At 33.6% G+C, this 22,612-nt stretch carries 21 protein-coding genes and 1 tRNA gene; 16 read left to right on the top strand and 6 right to left on the bottom strand.

Translation table 11 applies throughout. The features are described 5' to 3' along the window. Positions 1–6: 6 nt before the first annotated feature. The 8 genes from murG (at position 7) to DFR66_RS07670 (ending at position 8,394) form a co-directional block, all read left to right on the top strand. On the top strand, positions 7–1,095 hold the full coding sequence (gene murG, locus DFR66_RS07705) for an undecaprenyldiphospho-muramoylpentapeptide beta-N-acetylglucosaminyltransferase (RefSeq protein ID WP_114754261.1): 1,089 nt from the start codon (positions 7–9) through the stop codon (positions 1,093–1,095). A 37-nt stretch (positions 1,096–1,132) separates the two neighbouring features. Beyond that, positions 1,133–2,482 carry a UDP-N-acetylmuramate--L-alanine ligase gene (gene murC, locus DFR66_RS07700; protein ID WP_114754260.1) on the top strand — a complete coding sequence of 450 codons (1,350 nt, stop codon included), beginning with the start codon at positions 1,133–1,135 and terminating at the stop codon, positions 2,480–2,482. After that, entirely contained in the window at positions 2,469–3,191 is a 723-nt protein-coding gene (locus DFR66_RS07695) for a cell division protein FtsQ/DivIB (RefSeq protein WP_114754259.1), read from the top strand. Before murC ends, DFR66_RS07695 begins: the two co-directional genes overlap by 14 nt. A gap of 6 nt (positions 3,192–3,197) precedes the next feature. After that, positions 3,198–4,580 carry a cell division protein FtsA gene (ftsA, locus tag DFR66_RS07690; RefSeq protein WP_114754258.1) on the top strand — a complete coding sequence of 461 codons (1,383 nt, stop codon included), beginning with the start codon at positions 3,198–3,200 and terminating at the stop codon, positions 4,578–4,580. Positions 4,581–4,634: 54 nt separating this feature from the next. Continuing rightward, on the top strand, positions 4,635–6,566 hold the full coding sequence (ftsZ, locus tag DFR66_RS07685) for a cell division protein FtsZ (RefSeq protein ID WP_114754257.1): 1,932 nt from the start codon (positions 4,635–4,637) through the stop codon (positions 6,564–6,566). A 350-nt stretch (positions 6,567–6,916) separates the two neighbouring features. Continuing rightward, positions 6,917–7,366, top strand: a complete 450-nt coding sequence (locus DFR66_RS07680) for a GatB/YqeY domain-containing protein (RefSeq protein ID WP_114754256.1) — start codon at positions 6,917–6,919, stop codon at positions 7,364–7,366. 57 nt (positions 7,367–7,423) lie between these two features. Further along, positions 7,424–7,497 (top strand) — tRNA-Arg (locus DFR66_RS07675). A gap of 87 nt (positions 7,498–7,584) precedes the next feature. Next, positions 7,585–8,394, top strand: coding sequence for a zinc-dependent peptidase (locus tag DFR66_RS07670; protein ID WP_114754255.1), 810 nt, complete (start codon positions 7,585–7,587; stop codon positions 8,392–8,394). Between the two features lie 27 nt (positions 8,395–8,421). Here the strand turns inward: DFR66_RS07670 and rpe are convergent, their stop codons facing one another. The 5 genes from rpe to DFR66_RS07645 all read right to left on the bottom strand — a co-directional run bounded on the left by rpe (position 8,422) and on the right by DFR66_RS07645 (position 13,701). Continuing rightward, positions 8,422–9,084, bottom strand: coding sequence for a ribulose-phosphate 3-epimerase (gene rpe, locus DFR66_RS07665; protein WP_114754364.1), 663 nt, complete (start codon positions 9,082–9,084; stop codon positions 8,422–8,424). A gap of 334 nt (positions 9,085–9,418) precedes the next feature. Further along, positions 9,419–10,282, bottom strand: coding sequence for a sigma-70 family RNA polymerase sigma factor (locus DFR66_RS07660; RefSeq protein WP_007137700.1), 864 nt, complete (start codon positions 10,280–10,282; stop codon positions 9,419–9,421). A gap of 166 nt (positions 10,283–10,448) precedes the next feature. Beyond that, complete coding sequence (locus tag DFR66_RS07655; RefSeq protein ID WP_114754254.1) at positions 10,449–12,584, bottom strand: polyribonucleotide nucleotidyltransferase; 2,136 nt, start codon at positions 12,582–12,584, stop codon at positions 10,449–10,451. Between the two features lie 238 nt (positions 12,585–12,822). Beyond that, positions 12,823–13,089 (bottom strand): 30S ribosomal protein S15, encoded by a 267-nt coding sequence (rpsO, locus tag DFR66_RS07650; protein ID WP_113634840.1) that lies wholly within the window; start codon positions 13,087–13,089, stop codon positions 12,823–12,825. 156 nt (positions 13,090–13,245) lie between these two features. After that, the gene (locus DFR66_RS07645) at positions 13,246–13,701 is read right to left on the bottom strand and encodes a GAF domain-containing protein (RefSeq protein ID WP_114754253.1); all 456 of its coding nucleotides are present in this window, start codon (positions 13,699–13,701) and stop codon (positions 13,246–13,248) included. A gap of 75 nt (positions 13,702–13,776) precedes the next feature. Between DFR66_RS07645 and xrtF the strand changes: the two genes are divergently transcribed. From xrtF to DFR66_RS07605, 8 genes are all read left to right on the top strand, one after another. Continuing rightward, positions 13,777–14,325 (top strand): exosortase family protein XrtF, encoded by a 549-nt coding sequence (xrtF, locus tag DFR66_RS07640; protein WP_114754252.1) that lies wholly within the window; start codon positions 13,777–13,779, stop codon positions 14,323–14,325. After that, entirely contained in the window at positions 14,303–14,746 is a 444-nt protein-coding gene (locus DFR66_RS07635) for an exosortase F system-associated membrane protein (protein WP_114754251.1), read from the top strand. The genes xrtF and DFR66_RS07635 overlap by 23 nt, the downstream gene beginning before the upstream one ends. A gap of 58 nt (positions 14,747–14,804) precedes the next feature. Then, positions 14,805–15,635 (top strand): ATP cone domain-containing protein, encoded by an 831-nt coding sequence (locus DFR66_RS07630; protein WP_114754250.1) that lies wholly within the window; start codon positions 14,805–14,807, stop codon positions 15,633–15,635. A 37-nt stretch (positions 15,636–15,672) separates the two neighbouring features. Continuing rightward, positions 15,673–17,028, top strand: a complete 1,356-nt coding sequence (locus tag DFR66_RS07625; RefSeq protein ID WP_114754249.1) for an MBL fold metallo-hydrolase — start codon at positions 15,673–15,675, stop codon at positions 17,026–17,028. 53 nt (positions 17,029–17,081) lie between these two features. After that, complete coding sequence (locus DFR66_RS07620) at positions 17,082–17,483, top strand: HYC_CC_PP family protein (RefSeq protein WP_114754248.1); 402 nt, start codon at positions 17,082–17,084, stop codon at positions 17,481–17,483. A 69-nt stretch (positions 17,484–17,552) separates the two neighbouring features. Continuing rightward, positions 17,553–19,565, top strand: a complete 2,013-nt coding sequence (locus DFR66_RS07615) for a TonB-dependent receptor plug domain-containing protein (protein ID WP_114754247.1) — start codon at positions 17,553–17,555, stop codon at positions 19,563–19,565. 18 nt (positions 19,566–19,583) lie between these two features. Continuing rightward, positions 19,584–19,925 (top strand): heavy-metal-associated domain-containing protein, encoded by a 342-nt coding sequence (locus DFR66_RS07610; RefSeq protein ID WP_114754363.1) that lies wholly within the window; start codon positions 19,584–19,586, stop codon positions 19,923–19,925. A gap of 262 nt (positions 19,926–20,187) precedes the next feature. After that, positions 20,188–20,868, top strand: a complete 681-nt coding sequence (locus DFR66_RS07605) for a DedA family protein (RefSeq protein WP_114754246.1) — start codon at positions 20,188–20,190, stop codon at positions 20,866–20,868. A gap of 71 nt (positions 20,869–20,939) precedes the next feature. On the opposite strand, the gene groL is transcribed toward DFR66_RS07605, so the two are convergent. Next, positions 20,940–22,568 (bottom strand): chaperonin GroEL, encoded by a 1,629-nt coding sequence (gene groL / locus DFR66_RS07600; protein WP_114754245.1) that lies wholly within the window; start codon positions 22,566–22,568, stop codon positions 20,940–20,942. Between the last annotated feature and the right edge of the window lie 44 nt (positions 22,569–22,612).

The following is a 22,612-nucleotide window of genomic DNA, read 5'->3' as shown; positions in this document are numbered from 1 at the left end:
ATAAAAATGAAACAGTATAAATTCATATTAAGCGGTGGCGGAACGGGAGGACATATCTATCCGGCAATTGCTATTGCAAATGAATTAAAATCTCGTTTTCCTGATGCGGAATTTCTTTTTGTAGGTGCTAAAGACAAAATGGAAATGCAAAAAGTACCTCAGGCAGGGTATACTATTAAAGGACTTTGGATTTCCGGTTTACAACGTAGACTTACCTTTGATAATGCTCTTTTTCCAGTGAAGTTGCTTTCAAGTTTATTTACGTCAAGGACAATAATAAAACAGTTCAAGCCAGATGTGGTTATAGGAACAGGAGGTTTTGCCAGTGGCCCGTTATTGCAAGTTGCAGCAATTGCAGGAATTCCAACAGTGATTCAAGAACAAAATTCTTTTCCAGGAATTACCAATAAACTATTGAGTAAAAAAGCAAATAAAATTTGTGTTGCATATGAAAATCTGGAACGCTTTTTCCCAAAAGAGAAAATGATTTTGACTGGAAATCCAGTGCGTCAGGATTTAATTGACATCGAAAGCAAAAGAGAAGAAGCGATTGAATATTTTAAATTAGATCCAAATAAAAAAACAGTTTTGGTTTTAGGAGGAAGTCTTGGAGCTAGAAGAGTAAACCAATTAATTGAAAAAGAGTTGGCTAATATGCTTTCTCAGAATGTGCAAGTGATTTGGCAATGTGGAAAGTTGTATTTAAATGATTATAAAAAATACAATTCGGCTAATGTTCAGGTTGTTGCTTTTATTGAAAGAATGGATTTAGTGTATGCGGCGGCAGATATTGTATTATCTCGCGCTGGCGCATCTTCAGTATCGGAATTATGTATAGTGGGAAAACCAGTAATTTTTATTCCGTCCCCAAATGTGGCTGAGGACCATCAAACTAAAAATGCACAAGCCATAGTCAATAAAAAAGGAGCTTTAATGTTGAAAGAATCCGAACTTGATTCACAATTCGGCCTTGTTTTTGAAGTCTTACTAAAAGATCAGGGAAAGCAAAATCAGCTGAGTGAAAATATAAAATTATTGGCTATGCCGGAAGCAACAAAACAAATTGTTGATGAAATTGTGAAGTTAATTAGATAGAATTAAAAAAGATATTAAACCAAAGACTCAAAATAAGATGAACTTAAATCAAATACATAACGTCTATTTTATCGGAATCGGAGGCATCGGGATGAGTAATCTTGCGCGTTATTTTAAGAATTTAGGTAAGCAGGTTTCAGGTTATGATAAAACGCCTTCAGCTCTTACAAATGAATTGATGGAGAGCGGAATAACAATTCATTTTGAAGATAATATTGATTTGATTCCAAAGGATTTTTATATTGAAAATACGCTGGTGATTATCACACCCGCAGTTCCAATTACGCATTCAGAATGGAATTATTTTTTGGAAAGAGATTATGAAATAAAAAAGAGGGCCGAAGTTTTAGGCTTAATTACAAAAGACACGTATTGTTTTGCGGTAGCTGGAACACATGGGAAAACAACAACATCGGGAATTTTAGGGCATATTTTAAACGAAAGTGGTGCCGATGTTACTGCTTTTATTGGTGGAATAGTCGAAAATTATAATTCGAATTTAATAGGAAACGGAACGACAGTAACAGTTGTTGAAGCTGATGAGTTCGATCGTTCTTTCCTGCATTTGCATCCAAATATTGCTTGCATAACTTCTATGGATGCAGATCATTTAGATATTTACGGAACAAGTGAAGCGATTGAAGAATCTTTTCTTGAATTTGCTTCGAAAATTGAGGATAAAAGCAATCTTTTTATAACCAATGAATTGCCATTAGAGGGAGTTACTTGCGCTGTAAACGAAGATGCGGTTTTTAAAGCTTTTAATGTTAGAATAGGAAATGGCAGCTATGTTTTTGATGTACAAACGCCTACGGAGGTAATCAGCGATTTACATTTTGGATTGCCGGGAAGACATAATTTAATGAATGCACTAATGGCTATCGCAATGGCAAAATTATTCGGCACCCCAACCGATGCCATTGCAAAAGCTATTGCTTCATTTAAGGGGATAAAAAGAAGATTCTCTTATCAAATTAAAGCAGAAGCTAAGGTTTATATTGATGATTATGCACATCATCCAACGGAGATAAATGCAGTACATCAGGCAGTTCGGGAATTGTATCCAAACCAAAAAGTTTTGGCAATTTTTCAACCTCATTTGTTTAGCAGAACGAGAGATTTTGCAGATGATTTTGCCAAAAGTTTGTCTGCTTTTGATGATGTTATTTTACTAGATATATATCCAGCACGTGAATTACCAATGGAGGGAATAAACTCACAATGGCTCATGGATAAAATGACGAATATGCATAAAAAAATTGTAAATAAAGATGATTTGATTACAACAATTTTAGCAAGCGATGCACCTATTATTGTTACAATTGGAGCAGGAGATATTGGAGAATTAGTGCCATCAATTAAAAAAGCGATAAATGAAACTCTTTAATTGGACAAATATTCGATTATTACTGATGTTTGTATTGGTGATATTTCTGTTTTCGTTTACGTCCAATCGTAATGCAAATAGAAAACTTACTAAATCTGTAGTTGTTTTTGTAGGAGATAACGCTCCTTTTGTAAAGCAAGAAACGGTTAATAAATTGTTAATAGAAAATAAAAAAGATGCATCAAGCATTCAAAAAGTTAATTTAGATTTGAATAAACTGGAGATAACTATTAATGCACATGAAATGATTGAAAAATCAGATGTATTTGTGAGTATTGATGGTGTGTTAAAAGCAGTGGTGAAACAAAAGACTCCTATTGCTAGAGTTTTTGACAATAAAGGTTCTTTTTATATTGATTACAAAGGAAATAGAATGCCCTTGTCAACTAATTTTACAGCTAGAGTTCCACTTGTTTCAGGGGGGATTAATAAAAAAAATAACGAAGATTTATCCGATTTATTTCGCTTAATCTATGACGATGCGTTTTTGAAAAAAAACATCATCGGGATACAAATTATGCCTAATGGTAGCTTAAAAATGCTCAATAGGAATTTTGAATATCAAATTGATTTTGGTAGAATGATAAATGTGGAGCGTAAATTCAAAAATTACAAAGCTTTTTTTCAGAAAGCGATTTTAGATAGTTCGTTGTATAAATATAAAAAAATTGACCTCCGATTTACGGAACAAGTAGTTTGCACTAAATAATAGATAATGGAAAAAGAGAATATTGCAGTAGGTCTAGATATTGGGACAACTAAAATAGTTGCCATGATAGGCAAGAAGAATGAGTACGGGAAACTAGAAATTTTAGGTGTAGGTAAATCTAAAAGTTTGGGTGTGGCTAGAGGCGTTGTCAACAACATTACTCAAACCATACAATCAATACAGCAAGCTATACAAGAAGCCGAAATTAATTCAGGCTATAAAATTAAAGACGTAGTAGTAGGTATTGCGGGTCAACACATCCGTAGTATTCAACATACAGATTATATAAGCAGAAGCAATCCCGAAGAAGTAATTGGAGGGAATGACATTCAGCTTTTGATTGACCAAGTTAATAAATTGGCTATGTTACCAGGCGAAGAAATTATACATGTTTTGCCACAAGAATTTAAAATTGACGGACAATCTGAAATCAAAGAGCCTATAGGAATGTATGGCGGAAGATTAGAATCTAGTTTTCATGTTGTAGTAGGACAAGCTTCATCGATTCGTAATGTAGGTAGATGTATTCAAAGTTCTGGAATCGAATTATCTGGTTTGACACTAGAACCGTTGGCTTCTGCAGACGCAGTTTTAAGTCAGGAAGAAAAGGAAGCGGGAGTTGCACTTATCGATATAGGTGGTGGAACAACTGATTTGGCTATTTTTAAGGATGGTATTATTCGGCACACTGCGGTAATTCCTTTTGGAGGAAATGTAATTACGGATGATATCAAAGAAGGATGTTCTATCATTGAGAAACAAGCCGAATTATTGAAAGTTAAATTTGGCTCAGCTTGGCCGGGAGAAAATAAAGACAACGAGATTGTTTCTATTCCTGGACTAAGAGGTAGAGAGCCAAAAGAGATTTCTTTAAAAAATCTGTCGAAAATAATTCATGCTCGTGTTGTAGAAATTGTCGATCAAGTATTCACGGAAGTGAAAGCTTATGGACACGAGGATCCTCGTAAAAAACTAATTGCAGGAATTGTACTTACTGGTGGTGGTGCACAATTGAAACACATCAAACAGTTAGTGGAATATATTACCGGGATGGATACTAGAATAGGATATCCAAACGAACATTTAGCAGGGAATTCAGATGAGGAAATATCAAGTCCTTTGTATGCAACTGCAGTTGGATTAGTAATGAAAAGCATTGAGAATAAAACACAAAGTGCGGTAAGAATGGACGCTGTAGAACAACCGAAAGAAGCACCTGTACAAAGGCAAATGGTAGTTCAAACCCCGGTTGTAAATGAAGTTGTTGATGAAGAGAAGGACGAGCAAAACTCAAATGAAAAACATAATTCTACCGTAAATAGAATACAAAGAAATTTCTTTGACCGCTATGTGGATAAGATTAAGGATTTCTTAGATAACGCAGAATAGGGCAGTGCCCCAAAAAACACAATAATTAATAATAAATATCAAAAACCAAATAAAATGATGAGCAACTCAGAATTTGGAAGTATTTCATTTGATTTACCAAAGAACCAATCAAATGTAATAAAAGTTATTGGTGTAGGTGGAGGTGGAAGTAACGCTATAAACCACATGTTTAAACAAGGAATTAAAGGTGTAGATTTTATCGTATGTAATACGGATTCTCAAGCTTTAAACAATAGTTCTGTGCCTAATAAAATTCAGTTAGGAGTACATCTGACAGAAGGTCTTGGTGCTGGAGCAAACCCAGATGTAGGACAGCAATCTGCTATTGAAAGCATTTCTGAGATTGAAAAAATGTTAGATAGAAATACTAAAATGGTATTCATTACTGCCGGAATGGGTGGTGGAACAGGTACTGGAGCTGCACCAGTAATTGCACAATTGGCTAAAGAAAGAGACATTCTTACTGTAGGGATTGTGACATTACCTTTCTTATTTGAAGGGAAAGTGCGTCAGGAACAAGCATTAATCGGTATTGAGAAATTACGCAAACAAGTCGACTCATTAATTGTTATCAATAATAATAAATTAAGAGAAGTATACGGGAATCTTGGTTTCAAAGCTGGATTTTCAAAAGCGGATGAAGTTTTGGCAACAGCCTCAAGAGGGATTGCCGAAGTAATTACGCATCACTATACTCAAAATATCGATTTAAGAGATGCCAAAACAGTGTTGTATAATAGCGGAACAGCTATTATGGGATCATCTGTTTCTTCTGGTGAAAATAGAGCTAAGGAGGCCATTGTTGCTGCTTTAGATTCTCCTTTGTTAAATGATAATAAAATTACAGGTGCTAAAAACGTATTGTTGCTTATCGTTTCTGGAACTAATGAAATTACAATTGACGAAATTGGAGAAATCAATGATCATATTCAGGCAGAAGCTGGGCATAATGCAAATATTATTATGGGGGTTGGTGAAGATGAATCTCTTGGTGATGCAATAGCAGTGACTATAATCGCTACGGGTTTTGATATTGAACAACAAAACGAAATCGTAAATACTGAGCCAAAAAAAATTATACACACATTAGAAGATGAGCAAAGAAGTGTTCATAATCTAAGTAATAAAACGGTTGCACCTTTTGATTTGAATATAGAATCACCAGCTTCTTCAAACGAAAGAATAGTTTTTGATTTATTAGAAGATACTGTTGAAGCTGCTGAACCAGTGGTAACGTCACCAACTGTTAATAAAGATGATTTGATGGTGATGTCTGAGTTTATTAAAAATTTAGACGTGACTTTCGAAATCGTTTCTCCTATTACGGATATTGATTTTACAATTTCATCTCCAGTAGCTGAAGTAAAAGCGGTTCAACCAAAAGTTATCGAAAAACAAGAACAAACTACTTTCTCTTTTGATTTGCCACTATTTAAGGCAGAACCGGTAGCACAAGTTGAGGAAAACAAAGTAGTGTTTGAATTGACAAATGAAACTCGTGATATCAAAGTAAACGAAGCAGTTCAATTTGTTCCAGTAACAGAATTGACTGACAATGGAATTATCAAATATTCTCTTGAAGAGTTTATGGAGCCAGAGCATGATTTCATGGCTAAGCCAGTTGCTAAAGCTCAAGAAGTTGTAATTCCGGAGGAATTAAATATCACAATGAAACAAGTAGATACATCAATAAATACTACAGTTGACTTTGACGCTATTTCTCCTATGGAAATGACAATAGAGGAATCATTGAGAATGAGAGCTGATGAAAGAAGGAAAAAATTAAAAGAATTCAATTATAAGTTTCATAACAATGTTTCTAAAATTGATGAGTATGAAAAAGAACCGGCTTACAAAAGATTAGGAATAGATATTTCAAACAATCAAGCTAATAATACAAATTCGAGAATTTCTGTGGGTACAGACAGCAATAATGATTTACAGTTGCGTTCAAACAACTCATATTTACATGACAATGTAGATTAACTAACTCAAACCAAAATGAGGTAGCCCGAAAATTCATTTAATTTTCGGGTTATTTTTTTGGCGTTTTTAGCTACAATCAATCTATTGTTAATTACAGTAAATTTCTTTAATTTTGTTGGGCCTTAGTCCAGCTGTTATTTCAAGCTTTTTATCAAAAATGTTTTTTTCTACGCCTTTAAAAGAGCTTCTAAAGTCGCTTTTTAAACGCAATAAAAAATTCATTTTATCCTAAAAAGGCTTTCCACTACTCCCGAATCGTCGGGACTGAGGCATAAATGAATCGTTTTAAAAATAGTATTTCAACAATTGATTAAATCAATAATTGATTAATTAAATTAACAATAAAGAATATGAGTTTATCAGTACAAATCATGGACGAAATGAAAACCGCCATGAGAGCCAAAGATACCGTTGCACTAGAAGCGTTAAGAGCTATTAAATCTGAAATCCTATTAGCCCAAACAGCATCAGGATCAAAAGAAGAAATAACGGAAGATGACGAGGTTAAATTGCTTCAAAGATTAGTAAAGACTCGTAAAGAAAGCGCTAGAATTTTTACAGAACAAAACCGTTTAGATTTAGCTGAACCAGAATTAGCACAAATTGCAGTAATCGAAAAATTCTTGCCAGCGCAATTAGGTGAAGCTGAAGTGGAAACAGTGATTGCTAAAATCATTGCAGATACGGGTGCGTCAGGAATTGCTTCAATGGGAAAAGTGATGGGTTTAGCAGCAGCACAGTTAGGAGGGACAGCCGAAGGAAAAACTATTTCTACAATTGTAAAAAAATTATTGACATAAATTTTATGATTCAAGATTAACGATTTTAAATCTAAAATCAGTAATCTAAAATCAAATGGCTGCGTAGTTCAACTGGATAGAATATCAGATTTCGACTCTGAGGGTTGCAGGTTCGAACCCTGTCGCGGCCACAAATACAAATTGGAATGCTTCAAAAAAAAATCAAGTTTCCTTGAAATTATTTTGAAGCATTTTTATTTTAAAACAGTTGTAAAAATATGTTATTGCAAATTTTTTTTTCAGTACTTTTTGGCACATTATTTCTTCTTCTTTTTATTTTTAGAGTGGTAGAACCCACTTATATTTTACTGTTCAATAAACCACTTTATATTCATTGGTATCCTTTCTCTAAAAAATTAAAACTAAGCCAACGCCAGATTTTAGAGAATGATTTTCCATTCTATACAAGTCTTTCTTCTAAAAAGAAAATGTATTTTGAACATCGTGTAAATGAGTTTATTGTTAAGTATGACTTTATTGGCAAAGAAACTGTTGTTACTGAACAAATGAGAATGCTTATTGCGGGGACGTATGTAATGTTAACTTTTGGTATGAGAAATTATCTTGTTACACTATTTAATAAAATTATAATTTATCCTTCAAGTTATTTTTCTACTGTAAATCTAGTGCATCATAAAGGAGAATTTAATCCTCAAATGAAAACAATTGTTTTTTCATGGGAAGATTTTTTGCTGGGGCATCAGACATCTAATGATAATGTTAATCTAGGCTTACACGAGTTTTCACATGTGTTGCATTTTCATTGTTTAAAAAGTAACGATCCAAGCGCCATTGTATTTTTTGATGAATTTAATGAGGTAATAAAATATTATAGCGATCAACTTTTAAATATTGAGTTGACTCAAAAGGATTATTTTAGAATGTATGCTTATGAAAATAAATTCGAATTTTTATCAGTAATTCTGGAGCATTTCTTTGAGACGCCAAGTTTGTTTAAAAGTTTTCATCCTGAATTGTATGCGCATGTTGCTACCATGATTAATTTTAAAGAAGAATTGTTGAAATAAAAAATGGCGCATTAAGCGCCATTTTTTCTAGAAATTTGTGAGCTTCTTCAAGTTCGCAATAGTTGCTGTTGGATTTTCTGCTTTAAAAACAAAACTCCCGGCTACAAGAACATCTGCACCGGCTTCTACTAATTTTTTTGCATTTTTATTGGTTACGCCGCCATCTATTTCTATAATTGTATTGGCTCCTTTTTTAGTGATTAAAGCTTTAAGTTTTTCAACTTTAGCATAGGTGTTTTCTATAAAAGATTGTCCGCCAAAGCCAGGATTTACACTCATGATACAAACCAAATCAATGTCATTAATCACATCTTCTAACAAATCAATTGAAGTGTGTGGATTGATAGCAACTCCAGCTTTCATTCCTTCTGCTTTAATAGCTTGAAGCGTTCTGTGAAGGTGAGTGCAAGCTTCATAGTGTACACTTAAAATATTAGCACCTAATTCAGCGAAAGTTTTAATGTAACGGTCTGGATCCACAATCATTAAGTGAACGTCAATTGTTTTTTTTGCATGGCGGTTAATGGCTTCTAAAACTGGCATTCCATAAGAAATGTTTGGTACAAAAACGCCATCCATGATATCAATATGAAACCAATCGGCTTCACTGTTGTTGATCATTTCGATGTCGCGTTGCAGGTTTCCAAAATCGGCAGCAAGCACTGATGGTGCAATAAGTGTATTCTTCATTGTGTAATTGTTATGTAGAGATGAACTGAAGTGCATCTTTACAGTTTGTGTTGTTTGTGCAAAAGTAATTTATAATTAGATAACCTGAAACAAGTGCAGGTAAAAAATATAAATTCCTGATTTGAGACTGAAAGTCGAACAGTTCGAAGCTAAACTCGAACTGACTAGAGTTTTGCTAAAAAAACAAAACTCCGGTAATCAGCCGGAGTTTCAATCATCAATCAAAAAACGAACAGTTAATCAGACCGTCGTTACTTATTAGTCGAAAACCGAAAGTCAAAAATCATATTGTTGTTAGACGATATGATTTTTGACTTTGTAGCATTTGACTGTATTATCCTAAATACGTTTTTAATATTTTACTTCTAGAAGTGTGTTTTAATCTACGGATTGCTTTTTCCTTGATTTGACGTACACGCTCACGAGTTAAGTCGAAAGTTTCCCCGATTTCCTCTAATGTCATTGGGTGTTGATCGCCAAGACCAAAATATAAACGAACTACATCAGCCTCTCTTGGAGTCAATGTTTCTAAGGAACGCTCGATTTCAGTACGTAAAGATTCGTGAATTAATTCTCTGTCTGGATTAGGAGATTCACCTGAACGTAAAACGTCATAAAGGTTAGAATCTTCTCCTTCTACAAGAGGTGCATCCATTGATAAGTGACGACCAGAGTTTTTCATACTCTCTTTTACGTCATTTACGGTCATGTCAAGTTCTTTTGCAATTTCCTCAGCAGATGGTGGACGTTCGTTAGATTGCTCTAATAAAGCGTACATTTTGTTGATTTTGTTAATAGAACCAATTTTGTTCAAAGGCAAACGAACGATACGAGATTGTTCTGCCAATGCTTGTAAGATAGATTGACGAATCCACCATACGGCGTACGAAATGAATTTGAAACCACGTGTTTCATCAAAACGTTGTGCTGCTTTTATCAATCCTAAATTTCCTTCGTTAATCAAATCGGGAAGGGTTAACCCTTGATTTTGATATTGTTTTGCTACCGAAACCACGAAACGTAAATTGGCTTTTGTTAATTTTTCTAATGCTTTCTGGTCACCGGCTTTAATCTTCTGTGCTAATTCTACCTCTTCGTCAGCGGTAATAAGGTCAACTTTACCAATTTCTTGTAAATACTTGTCTAATGAAGCAGTTTCACGATTGGTTACCTGCTTGGTGATTTTTAGTTGTCTCATGTTTTTTTTGTCTCCTCAATTTTTAAGTGTACAAATGATTATACGTATGGAGTTACAAAAAAGTTACAATGTTTCTAAAAATAAATTAATTAAAAACCAAAAATCCCGTTTCAAATTCATGAAACGGGATTTTCTATAAATAAACCTTTAGTAAACTAAGATCTGATTACTCTTTTTTTTCCTCACGTGGAGGTCTTGGCATTAAAGCTTTTCTAGATACTTTTTCTTTACGAGTTTTAGGATCTAAACCTAGATACTTAATCATGAATACATCACCCATATTTACTACATCGGTAACATTTTCTGTTCTTTCCCAAGCTAATTCAGAAACGTGAAGTAATACTTCATTTCCTGGAGCATCAAGGTACTCCACAACTGCACCAAAATCTAGCATTTTGATTACTTTCACTTCGTAAGCTTCTCCCATTTGTGGTTTGAAAGTGATTGACTTAATTTTAGCCAATACTGCTTCAATTCCAGCAGGATCCGTTCCTAAGATTTCGATAACTCCTTGTTCGTCTACTTCGTTGATTACGATAGTTGTTCCAGTAGCTTTTTGTAATTCTTGAATTACTTTTCCACCAGGTCCAATCAAAGCACCAATAAAGTTACCAGGAATTGTTCTAGTAATTATTTTTGGAGCATATGCTTTAACATCCGCTTTTGGCTCAGCTAAAGTTTCGATTAATTTTCCAAGAATGTGTAAACGACCGTCACGAGCTTGTGCCAATGCTGCTTCCATAATCTCATATTTCAAACCGTCTATTTTGATGTCCATTTGACATGCTGTAATTCCTACTGAAGTTCCAGTTACTTTAAAGTCCATATCTCCTAAGTGATCTTCATCACCAAGAATATCAGACAATACCGCAAAACGTTCTCCGTCAGTAATCAATCCCATTGCAATTCCAGATACTGGACGAATCATTTGGATACCAGCATCCATAAGTGCTAATGTTCCAGCACAAACGGTAGCCATAGAAGATGATCCATTAGATTCTAAAACTTCAGAAACCACACGAATTGTATAAGGACAATCTGCAGGAATCATATTTTTTAAAGCTCTTTGAGCCAAGTTTCCGTGACCTACTTCTCTTCTTGAAGTTCCTCTTAAAGGACGAGCTTCACCAGTTGAGAAAGGAGGGAAGTTATAATGTAAGTAGAATTTTTCTTCACCTTGTTCTGATGGAGAGTCAATTTGGTTAGCTTCTCTAGAAGTTCCTAAAGTTGCTGTAGCCAATGCTTGAGTTTCTCCACGAGTAAATAATGCTGATCCGTGAACTGATGGTAAATAATCTACTTCACTCCAGATTGATCTGATTTCGTTAGTTTTCCTTCCGTCTAAACGTGTTCCTAAATCTAGGGTTACGTTACGAACTGCTTCTTTGTTAGTTTTGTAAAAATATTTAGAAACTAAATCGCCATTTGCAGCTAATTCTTCTTCTGTAAACAATGCTTTTACTTCTTCTTTTACTTCTGCAAATGAAGCTGTACGCTCTTGTTTTGAAGATCCTTTGCTTGCAATAGCATAAATTTTATCGTAAGCTGCTGCTTTTACTTTTGCATAAATAGCCTCATCTTCTCTCTCTCCTTCGTATGTACGAACTTCTTTTTTCCCAAAAGCAGCTTGCAAACGTAGTTGAGCAGCAATTTGATTTTTGATGTGTTCGTGAGCAAATTTAATTGCTTCTAACATTTCTGCTTCTGAAATTTCTTTCATCTCACCTTCTACCATCGCAATAGAATCCATAGAAGCTCCAATCATCATATCAATGTCAGATAATGCTAATTGTGCGCGACTTGGATTGATGATAAATTTACCATCAATTCTTCCAACTCTAGCTTCAGAGATTAAAGTTTCAAAAGGAATGTCAGACAAAGCTAATGCTGCTGAAGCGGCTAAACCAGCTAATGCATCTGGCATTACGTCTTCATCATAAGACATTAATTGAATCATTACCTGTACTTCTGCGTGGTAATCATCCGGGAAAAGTGGACGCAATACACGGTCTACTAAACGCATTGTTAATACTTCGTTATCACTTGGACGTGCTTCTCTTTTGAAGAAACCACCAGGAAAACGTCCTGCTGCAGCAAATTTTTCACGATAATCTACCGTAAGCGGTAAAAAGTCGATACCTGGACTTGCTTTTCTTGAAGATACAACTGTTCCTAAAATAACAGTTTTTCCTATTCTTACTACTACAGATCCATCCGCTTGTTTGGCTAAACGACCTGTCTCGATTGTGATGTTTCTGCCATCACCTAAATCGATACTTTCTACAAATAATTGTGGAATCATAAATTTAATTTATTAGTTAAACATGGGTTCTAGTTGTGTTGTAGTTGTTGTTTTGCGTAGTTAATGCCTAAAACCCAATGAAAAACCAAACTTTTTTTATTCATCTCTACTAAAATTAGTACAGACTTTATGGTGAAGTCTTGATTCTAATCCCTTTTGTGTCAGGACCAAAATAGAATCAGTAGACTTTAAATTGTAAAATAAAAAAAGAGGCACTTTCGCACCTCTTTTATATTGATTATTTTCTGATATTCAATACTTTGATAATTTCACGGTATCTGTTGATTTCTGTTTTCTTCAAGTAATCCAACAAAGATCTTCTTTTACCTACAAGCAATACTAATGAACGCTCTGTATTATAATCATGACGATTTTTTTTCAAGTGCTCAGTCAAGTGGCTAATTCTGAAAGTGAATAAAGCAATCTGCGCTTCAGCTTTTCCTGTGTTTGTTTTTTCTCCGTGTTGAGCGAAGATTTCTTCTTTAATCTCTTTAGTTAAATACATTCCAATATTTGTTTAATGATTTTTATGTATGTCATATATCTATTATATGACGGGTGCAAAAGTAAAAAATAATTATGACAAGAACAAAATAAACCTTTCTTTATTTATGAACTGACCAAGCAATTGTAAATTACTAATGGTGATTTGAATTTTTTCTTAATATAATTTTGCAATTTCCTCATTTACAAACTCTAAAAATCGTTCGTCCTCTTCAGTGAAAGGATCTAATACATGGCTGTCTATATCAATTTGTCCTATGTTTGTGCCGTTAACAAAAAGAGGTACTACTATTTCTGATTTCACGGTAAAACTACAAGCGATGTAATTGTCTTGTGCCGCTACGTCAGGAACTACAAAGTTTTCATTAGATACAGCAACTTGACCGCAAATTCCTTTTCCGAAAGGGATGACAGTATGGTCTGTTTCTGCTCCTACATAAGGTCCTAAGTGCAATGTTTTAGACTCATGATTTGCAAAATAAAATCCAACCCAATTGTAATAATCGATGGATTCGTTTAGCAATTGACAAATAGACAATAGTTTTTCGTCTCTGGTTTGCGTTGTATTTGATGTAATTTCGGTTACTTTTGGTTGTAATTCTTGAAATGTCATGTTTTATATTTTTTTATGCAAAAGTATTTAAAGCCAGTTTCAAAAATTATATAAATTTGTTAAAAAAAATATATTTTGAAAAAATATTTTATTCTCTACAAACCGTTTTTACTTTTTTTAAGCACCTTTTTTTTGACATATATTGTTTTGACGTTCTTGTATCAACAATTTCTTAATGGTTTTGAAGAAAACAAAATAGACTCATTTACTAGAATGGTTAGTGATAATACTGAGCAAGTTATACAATTGTTTAATCAACAATCTTATATTGAAGAAAGTACAACACACCCGTATACAAAGTTGTTTTTTAATTCTAAGTATGTTGCCCGAATTGTAGAAGGGTGTAATGCTATTAGTGTGATTATTTTGTTTATTTCATTTGTGGTCTCTTTTTCTGGAAAGCTAAAAACTACCTTGCTTTTTATTTTAGGAGGAAGCCTAATTATTTATGTATTGAATGTTTTAAGAATTTCAGTTTTAAGTGCGCTGATTTTTTATTTTCCTAAATATGAGCCATTTCTGCACGAAGTTCTTTTTCCATTGTATATTTATGGTGTAGTTTTTATGTTGTGGTTAATTTGGGTTCGAAATTTTTCTAGATATGCTTCAAAAGATACTAAATAACAGAACTCGATTTCTGCAATTCCTTTTATTGGTGGTATTGTTAGTGCTTGTTCGTGCTTTTGAAAATGAATTATTTTATGATCCTTTTTTGGATTTTTTCAAAAAAGATTTTATCAAGCTAAGATTACCAAGTTTTAATACAGCTCAATTGTTTTTGGGACTATTGTTTCGTTTTACATTAAATACGTCTATTTCATTGGGTATTATTTATATCCTTTTCAAAGACGTAGCGATGGTTAAATTTGCATTTGTCCTGTATTATTTTTTCTTCATGATTTTAATTGTTGCTTTTTTCTACATAGTTTGCTTTGCGAACGCAAATAGTAATTGGGTTCTATTTTATATTCGTAGGTTTTTGATTCAGCCTATTTTTGTTTTGTTATTCGTTCCTGGATTTTATTATCAAAAACAAAATAAGTAGTCTTTTTTTCGTATCTTTAATGTTGATTTAAGTGTCTGTTTATTAAAACAATAAAGCTATGAAGGTAATCAAGAACTCTGGAGATATTGTAGAATTCAATTCAGATAAACTTAAAAAATCACTCTTAAAATCAGGGGCTAGTGCTATTGTGGTCGACAACATTCTTCATGTTATAAAAGCACAATTATATAAAGGCATTTCTACGAAGCAAATTTATAAAATGGCTTTTTCTTTATTAAAAAAAACGGCTAATTCTCATGCGGCCCGTTATAATTTAAGAGAATCGATACGTTTGTTAGGTCCTGCAGGTTTCTTTTTTGAAAAATATATAGCCCGTCTTTTTGCTTCAGAACAGTATCAAACAGTAACAAATTTGACTTTGCAGGGCAAATGTGTGATGCATGAAATTGATGTATTAGTAAAGAAGAAAGAACAAATTGCTATGGTTGAATGTAAGTTCCATGCTGGTAGAGATGTTGCTTCGGATGTAAAAGTTCCAATGTATATTCTGTCTCGTTTTAATGATATTAAGGAAAGAAATCAGCCTGTTTTTGATAGAAAAGACATAGTCTCTAAATGTTGGATTGTCACCAATAATCGGTTTACAGCTGATGCAATAACTTTTGCTAAATGCTCTGGATTGAATTTATTAAGTTGGAGTTACCCTGATGATAACAATTTGAAAACTAAAAATGATTTAAATTCTCTTTATCCTGTAACGTGTTTAACGACCTTGTCTATCGCCGAAAAAGATAAATTATTGATATTAGATGTGATTTTGGCAAAAGAAATAATAAACAATTCAGATTGTTTAAACAGAATAGGATTGAGTCCTAATCGGATTAAAAACGTTTTAAAAGAAGTAACAGAGTTATGCAGTTATATTTAAAACAATACTAGATTGTTTAATTTTAAATTCAAATCAAATGAAAGTTAAATTTATTGGAGGCGCAGGCACAGTTACCGGTTCTAAAACATTAATTGAAAGTAATGGGATTCGGATTTTGATTGATTGTGGGCTATTTCAAGGTGTTAAACCTTTACGAGAACTCAATTGGGAGCCTTTAACTATTTTGCCATCCACTATTGACTTTGTTTTGCTGACTCACGGTCATTTAGATCATTGTGGTTGGTTGCCAAGATTAGTTAATCAGGGTTTTGATGGCAAAATTTATTGTACCAGTCCTACAAAAGATATTACTAAACTCATTCTTCTTGATAGTGCTAAAATTCAAGAAGAGGAAGCTAAAAAAGCGAATGAAGGAAAATACTCTAAACATCAAATTGCTGAGCCGCTTTATACGGTAGAACAAGCTGAAAAAGTTTTCCCGCTATTTAAGGTAATTAAAACCAATGAGCCTGTTTCTTTAGACGCCCAGATCGAAGCTGTTTTTACAATCGCTGGTCATATTTTAGGTGCGAGCAGTATTGCTTTGACACTTGAAAATAAAACATTAGTTTTTTCCGGTGACATTGGTCGGGATGATGATGTTTTAATGTATCCACCTACCAAGCCAAAAAAAGCTGATTATGTTTTCCTAGAAAGTACCTATGGTGATCGACTGCATCCTCATACGGATACCAAATTAGAACTTGAAACTTTTATCAATAATACCGTTGAGAATGGTGGAACAGTTATAATTCCGAGTTTTGCTGTTGAGCGCGCTCAAACTATCATGTATTTGCTATGGCAGCTAAGAGAACAAGGTAAAATTCCTTATATCCCATATATTGTTGATACGCCTATGGGAATTAATGCTCTGAATATTTTTTCGAGTAATATAAAATGGCATAAGTTGCCGCTGGAAGTATGTGCAGAAATGAATAAAATGTTTTCATTAGTATCTGATTATCAAGAAACAATTGAAATGATTTTTGACGAACAGCCTAAAGTGGTCATAGCAGCAAGCGGGATGGCAACAGGTGGAAGAGTATTAAGTTATTTAGAAAAGTATATTGTATTGCCACAAACCACAGTGATTTTTGTAGGGTATCAAGCTGAAGGTACGCGCGGAAGAAAATTATTGGAAGGGGCAAAAGAAATTAAAATTCATGGGCAATATTATCCTGTAAAAGCCAAAATTTTAGAAATAAGAGGGTTGTCAGCACATGGAGATCAAAAAGACTTATTGAATTGGTTGTCAGATTTAGAAAATAAACCGTCCAAAGTGTTTTTAGTTCATGGCGAAAATGAACCGTTGGATGAACTCCGAATAAAAGTATATGAAAAATATGGTTTTGATTGTAAAGTTCCTTTGATGGGGCAAGAATTTGAATTGTAGATTTTAATATGAATTTAGTTTTTTTAGTTTAATTAAATCACGATATTAGCATCATGAAATTTAAAAGACCTATTAGTCTTCTTCTTGCGTTTTTCCTGTTGCTCTCAAATACAGGATTAGCATTTAATATACGTTATTGCGGGAATGAGATAACGGCAGTTACTCTTAAAGCTCCTATTCAGAATCAAAATGTAGAAAAAGATTGTTGTGGATTTGTTGAGAAAAAATCACATTGTTGTAAAAACAAAGAGATTAATTTTGAAAAGAAAACGAATGACTTAATTCAGAAAATTGTTATTGTCTATTCGGATTTTATCTTTTTAATAGAGGATTGGAAAAATTCTATATTTTCATTTGCCTCAAATTTTAAAAATAGTCAGTTTACTTCCTATTATTGCGATTCAAATGGGCCGCCTTTTTTTAAATTATACCATCAATATATTTTCTACGCATAGTTTTAATGTTTAATAAAACTTGAATCACACTTTTGTGGTTTTACATTTTTCTAACATTAAAAATCAATCATGCAAAAACAAATTTCAATATTTTTATTGTTCTTCTTTTGCGCTTTTAATACTTACTCGCAAGATACCTTGCAAGAGATTAAAGTTCAAGGAAACAGTAAAAGTTTAAAAAAATCATATAGACTAACGGCTAATACTACAATCCTAACAAGTAAAGAATTACTAAAAGCCGCTTGTTGTAATCTAGCAGAAAGTTTCGAAACAAATCCCTCAATCGACGTCAATTTCTCAGATGCTTTGACCGGTACGAAACAAATAAAAATGCTAGGATTAACTAGTCCATATTTAATGATTACCGAGGAAAACATTCCCTCGGTTCGTGGTGCTTCGCAAGCCTACGGATTGTCATTTACGCCAGGAACTTGGGTTGAAAGTATCCAAATTACTAAAGGCGCAGGAAGTGTTGTTAATGGCTTCGAAAGTATATCGGGGCAAATTAATACCGAATTAATAAAGCCAATCAGCGATATTCCATTTTTTCTAAATGTATACGGCTCTACAGATTCTCGATTTGAATTAAATACTCATTTCAACAAGAAAATTTCTGATAAATGGAGTAGTAGTTTGTTTGTTCACGGAAATACTAGAGTTTTAAAAAACGACATGAATGACGATGGGTTTCTGGACAATCCCTTGGCAAAACAAGTCAATGTTTTAAATCGTTGGCAATATACCAATGCCGAAAAAGGCTGGGTGAGTTTTATCAATTTTCGTTATTTAAATGATCAAAAGCAAACAGGAGAATTAAATTTTGACCCAGATAAAGACAAGGGAACAACTAATTATTGGGGCTCCGAAATCAATACGGAACGGTTTGATGTTTCTACTAAAATAGGCTATGTTTTTCCAGATATGCCCTATCAAAGTATTGGTTTTCAAAATGCATTTAACAGTCATGATCAAAACTCTTATTTTGGATTAAATCAATTTAATATCAAACAAAAAAGTTATTATTCGAACCTGATTTTCAATTCGATTATCAATAATACAAAACATAAATTTTCTGCGGGTTTGAATTTTACGTATGATAAATACGGTGAGTTTGTCAATGTCAATGATTACAGTAGAATTGATAATTCAACGGGTGCTTTTTTTGAATATACCTATGATAACACGGATAATTTTAGCGTAGTTTTGGGCGGTAGAATAGACAATCATAATCGTTTGGGCACTTTTGCTACGCCTAGATTACATGTGCGATACAATCCTTGGGAGAAAGGTGTTTTGCGATTTTCAGCTGGTAGAGGCAAGCGTAGCGCTAACGTTTTTGCCGAAAATCAACAGCTTTTAGCGAGTTCAAGAACTTTTGAATTTTTAGATTCCAATGGAAAAATCTACGGTTTGAATCCTGAAATTGCATGGAATTATGGGATGAGTTTTATGCAAGGTTTTTTGCTATTTGGCAAGAGTGCTGATATTGGTTTTGATTTTTACAGAACCGATTTTCAAAATCAGGCAGTTGTCGATGTAATGCAAAGTCCGCAACAGGTTTTGTTTTACAACTTAGAAGGAAAATCATATGCGAATAGTTTGCAAGTAGAGTTCAATTATGAATTGATGAAAAATTTTAATTTGAGAACAGCCTATAAATATTATGACATTCAAACGGATTATTTGTCAGGAACCTATCAAAGGCCATTGCAGGCTAAACATCGTTTCTTTGGAAATTTAGGATATGAAACGCATATTTTAGAAAATGGAAAACAATGGAAATTTGATTACACTATTAACTGGCTCGGCAAACAACAATTACCGAATACGTCAACAAATCCTCAAGCAGACAGACTACCTGAATTTTCACCTTCATTTTCTGTGATGAATGTACAAGTTACTAGAGTTTTTTCTTCTACTTTTGAAGTTTACATTGGCGGTGAAAATATTGGTAATTACAAGCAGGTTAATGTTATCTTAGGTAATGAAAATCCTTTTGGACCTACTTTTGACGCTTCAATAGTTTATGGTCCAGTTTTTGGACAAATGTATTATGCGGGTTTACGTTTTAAAATTAAATAATCTTAAAAAAATTAAATGATGAAAAATATCATAGTAGTATTGGTAATGACTTTTTTTGGATTTACACTTCAGGCTCAAGAGGTTAGAAATAAGAACGCTAAGGTTGAGTTTCATGTGAGCGGGAATTGTGAAATGTGTAAAAAAAGAGTTGAAAAAGCGGCATTAGGCGTTTCAGGTGTAAAATCTGCCGATTGGCATATGGATTGTGGCACTTTATACTTGATTGTTAACGAGCAGAAAACGGATGTACCTACAATTCAAAAAGCGGTTGCAAAAGCAGGACATGATACAGATGATTTCAAGGCATTAAAGGAAGATTACGATAAACTTCATACTTGTTGTCAATATGAGCGAAAATAATTTTAAAAAAAAGCCAAAGTGAAAACTTTGGTTTTTTTAGCGCCTGATTTTTATTATGTAATTGGCTGCTGACTATACAAAATGATATTTTTTATTAGCCGAGATGTCAAATCGCAAAAACAATATTTGATTGTTGGTATTGCGTAGTTAATTTGACGAATTTAAATAGTTAATAAAACTTTAAAATAGAGGCATAAATTGCGGTTAAGATATATTATCCGTACTTTCACGCACAAATAATTTAAGCATAAAACACCGTAGAATGAATGATTTTGATTGGAAGAATTTGATTGACCCGCTTTTTTATATTCATTTTGATATTAATGGAATTAAATTGGGTATTTATATAGTTTTATTTATTGTTTTTGCAGAAACAGGTCTTTTTGCGGGTTTCTTTTTACCAGGTGATAGTTTGTTGTTTTTAGCAGGTATATATAGTCGCGATTTAATAGAAAACATATTTTTCATTCAAAATGATTTTGCGAATGTTATTCTTTTGGCAACACTAGTTGCTTTAGCAGGGATATTGGGTAATATTGTTGGATATTGGTTTGGTTCAAAAAGTGGATATTATTTGTACAATAAGGAAGATAGTTTTTGGTTTAAGAAAAAATATTTGGTTCAATCAAAAGATTTCTTTGAAAAATATGGGGGCAAAGCAATTATTTTTGCCCGTTTTCTTCCAATATTCAGAACCTTTGCCCCTATAGTAGCTGGGATTGTGTCTATGGACAAACAAAAATTCATGTTTTATAATGTCCTTAGTTCTTTCATTTGGTCATTCACTTTGATTTTTGCGGGTCATTATTTATATGGCTTTTTGCTTAACAATTATCAAATAGATTTGAAAGAGCATATTGAAATTATTGTTATTGCTTTGGTTGGGATCACTGTTATACCAGTAATTTATAAGTTCAGCAAAAAATCAAAAACTCAAGAATAATAAAATTTTATAGCATAAAAAAACCGTCCTGATGATTAAATCGGGACGGTTTTTTATTTGGGGAAATGCTATTACATCATTCCTGGCATACCTCCACCCATTGGGTTTCCACCACCATTATCTTCTTTGATATCAATCAAAGCACATTCAGTAGTCAATATCATTCCAGCAACCGAAGCTGCGTTTTCTAATGCTACACGTGTTACTTTTTTAGGATCAATAATACCTGCTTTCAGCATATCAACATATTCGTCAGTTTTTGCGTTGTATCCAAAGTCACCTGAACCTTCAGCAACTTTTGCCACAACAACAGAACCTTCAAGACCTGCGTTTTCAACAATAGTTCTTAATGGTGATTCCACGGCACGAGATACAATTTGAATTCCTGTTGCTTCGTCAGCATTGTCAGCTTTAATAGCGCTAAGTGCATTTTTAGCTCTTAATAAAGCAACACCACCACCAGCAACAATTCCTTCTTCAACAGCAGCACGAGTTGCGTGAAGTGCATCGTCAACTCTGTCTTTTTTCTCTTTCATTTCTACTTCAGATGCAGCACCAACATAAAGTACGGCAACTCCACCAGCTAATTTAGCCAAACGTTCCTGCAATTTTTCTTTGTCATAATCAGAAGTGGTAGCTTCCATTTGACCTTTGATTTGGTTGACACGATTTTTGATGATATCAGCTTCTCCAGCGCCACTTACTATTGTAGTATTATCTTTATCGATAGTTACTTTTTTAGCAGTTCCTAACATTTCGATAGTTGTATTTTCTAGAGTGTATCCTCTTTCTTCAGAAATTACAGTTCCACCAGTCAAGATAGCGATATCTTCTAACATAGCTTTTCTTCTGTCTCCAAAACCAGGAGCTTTTACAGCAGCAATTTTTAATGCTCCACGTAATTTATTTACCACCAATGTAGATAATGCTTCACCATCAACATCTTCAGCAATAATTAATAATGGTTTTCCCGATTGAGCAACTGGCTCAAGAACTGGTAATAATTCTTTTAATGAAGAAACTTTTTTGTCATATAAAAGGATGTAAGGATTTTCCAATTCTACTTCCATTTTTTCTGAATTAGTCACAAAATACGGAGAAAGATATCCTCTGTCAAATTGCATACCTTCTACAACATCTACATACGTATCTGTTCCTTTAGCTTCTTCAACAGTGATAACTCCTTCTTTTCCAACTTTTGCGAAAGCAGTAGCGATTAACTCACCAATTACTTCGTCATTGTTAGCAGAAATCGAAGCAATTTGTTTGATTTTCTCAGAATCGCTTCCTACTACTTTTGCTTGTTTTGCTAAATCCGCCACAATAGCCTCTACGGCTTTATCAATACCGCGTTTCAAATCCATAGGATTTGCTCCTGCAGCAACGTTTTTCAAGCCTTCTTTTACGATAGCTTGTGCCAATACAGTTGCAGTTGTAGTTCCGTCTCCAGCTAAATCATTAGTTTTAGACGCTACTTCTTTTACCATTTGAGCACCCATGTTTTCCAATGGATCTTTCAATTCAATTTCTTTTGCAACGGTAACACCATCTTTAGTAACGTTTGGTCCACCAAAAGCTTTTCCGATAATCACATTACGACCTTTTGGTCCTAATGTTACTTTTACTGCATTTGCTAATGCATCAACACCACGTTTTAATCCGTCACGTGCTTCAATATCAAATTTTATATCTTTTGCCATTTCTTTGCTTTTTGTTTAAGGTTAAATTTGTTTAAAGTTTGCTT

Source organism: Flavobacterium glaciei (assembly GCF_003350545.1).
In the GTDB taxonomy this organism is placed as follows: Bacteria; Bacteroidota; Bacteroidia; order Flavobacteriales; family Flavobacteriaceae; genus Flavobacterium; species Flavobacterium glaciei.
The sequence above is the reverse complement of the archived record's forward strand: the minus strand, read 5'-3'. Positions and strand labels throughout refer to the sequence as shown.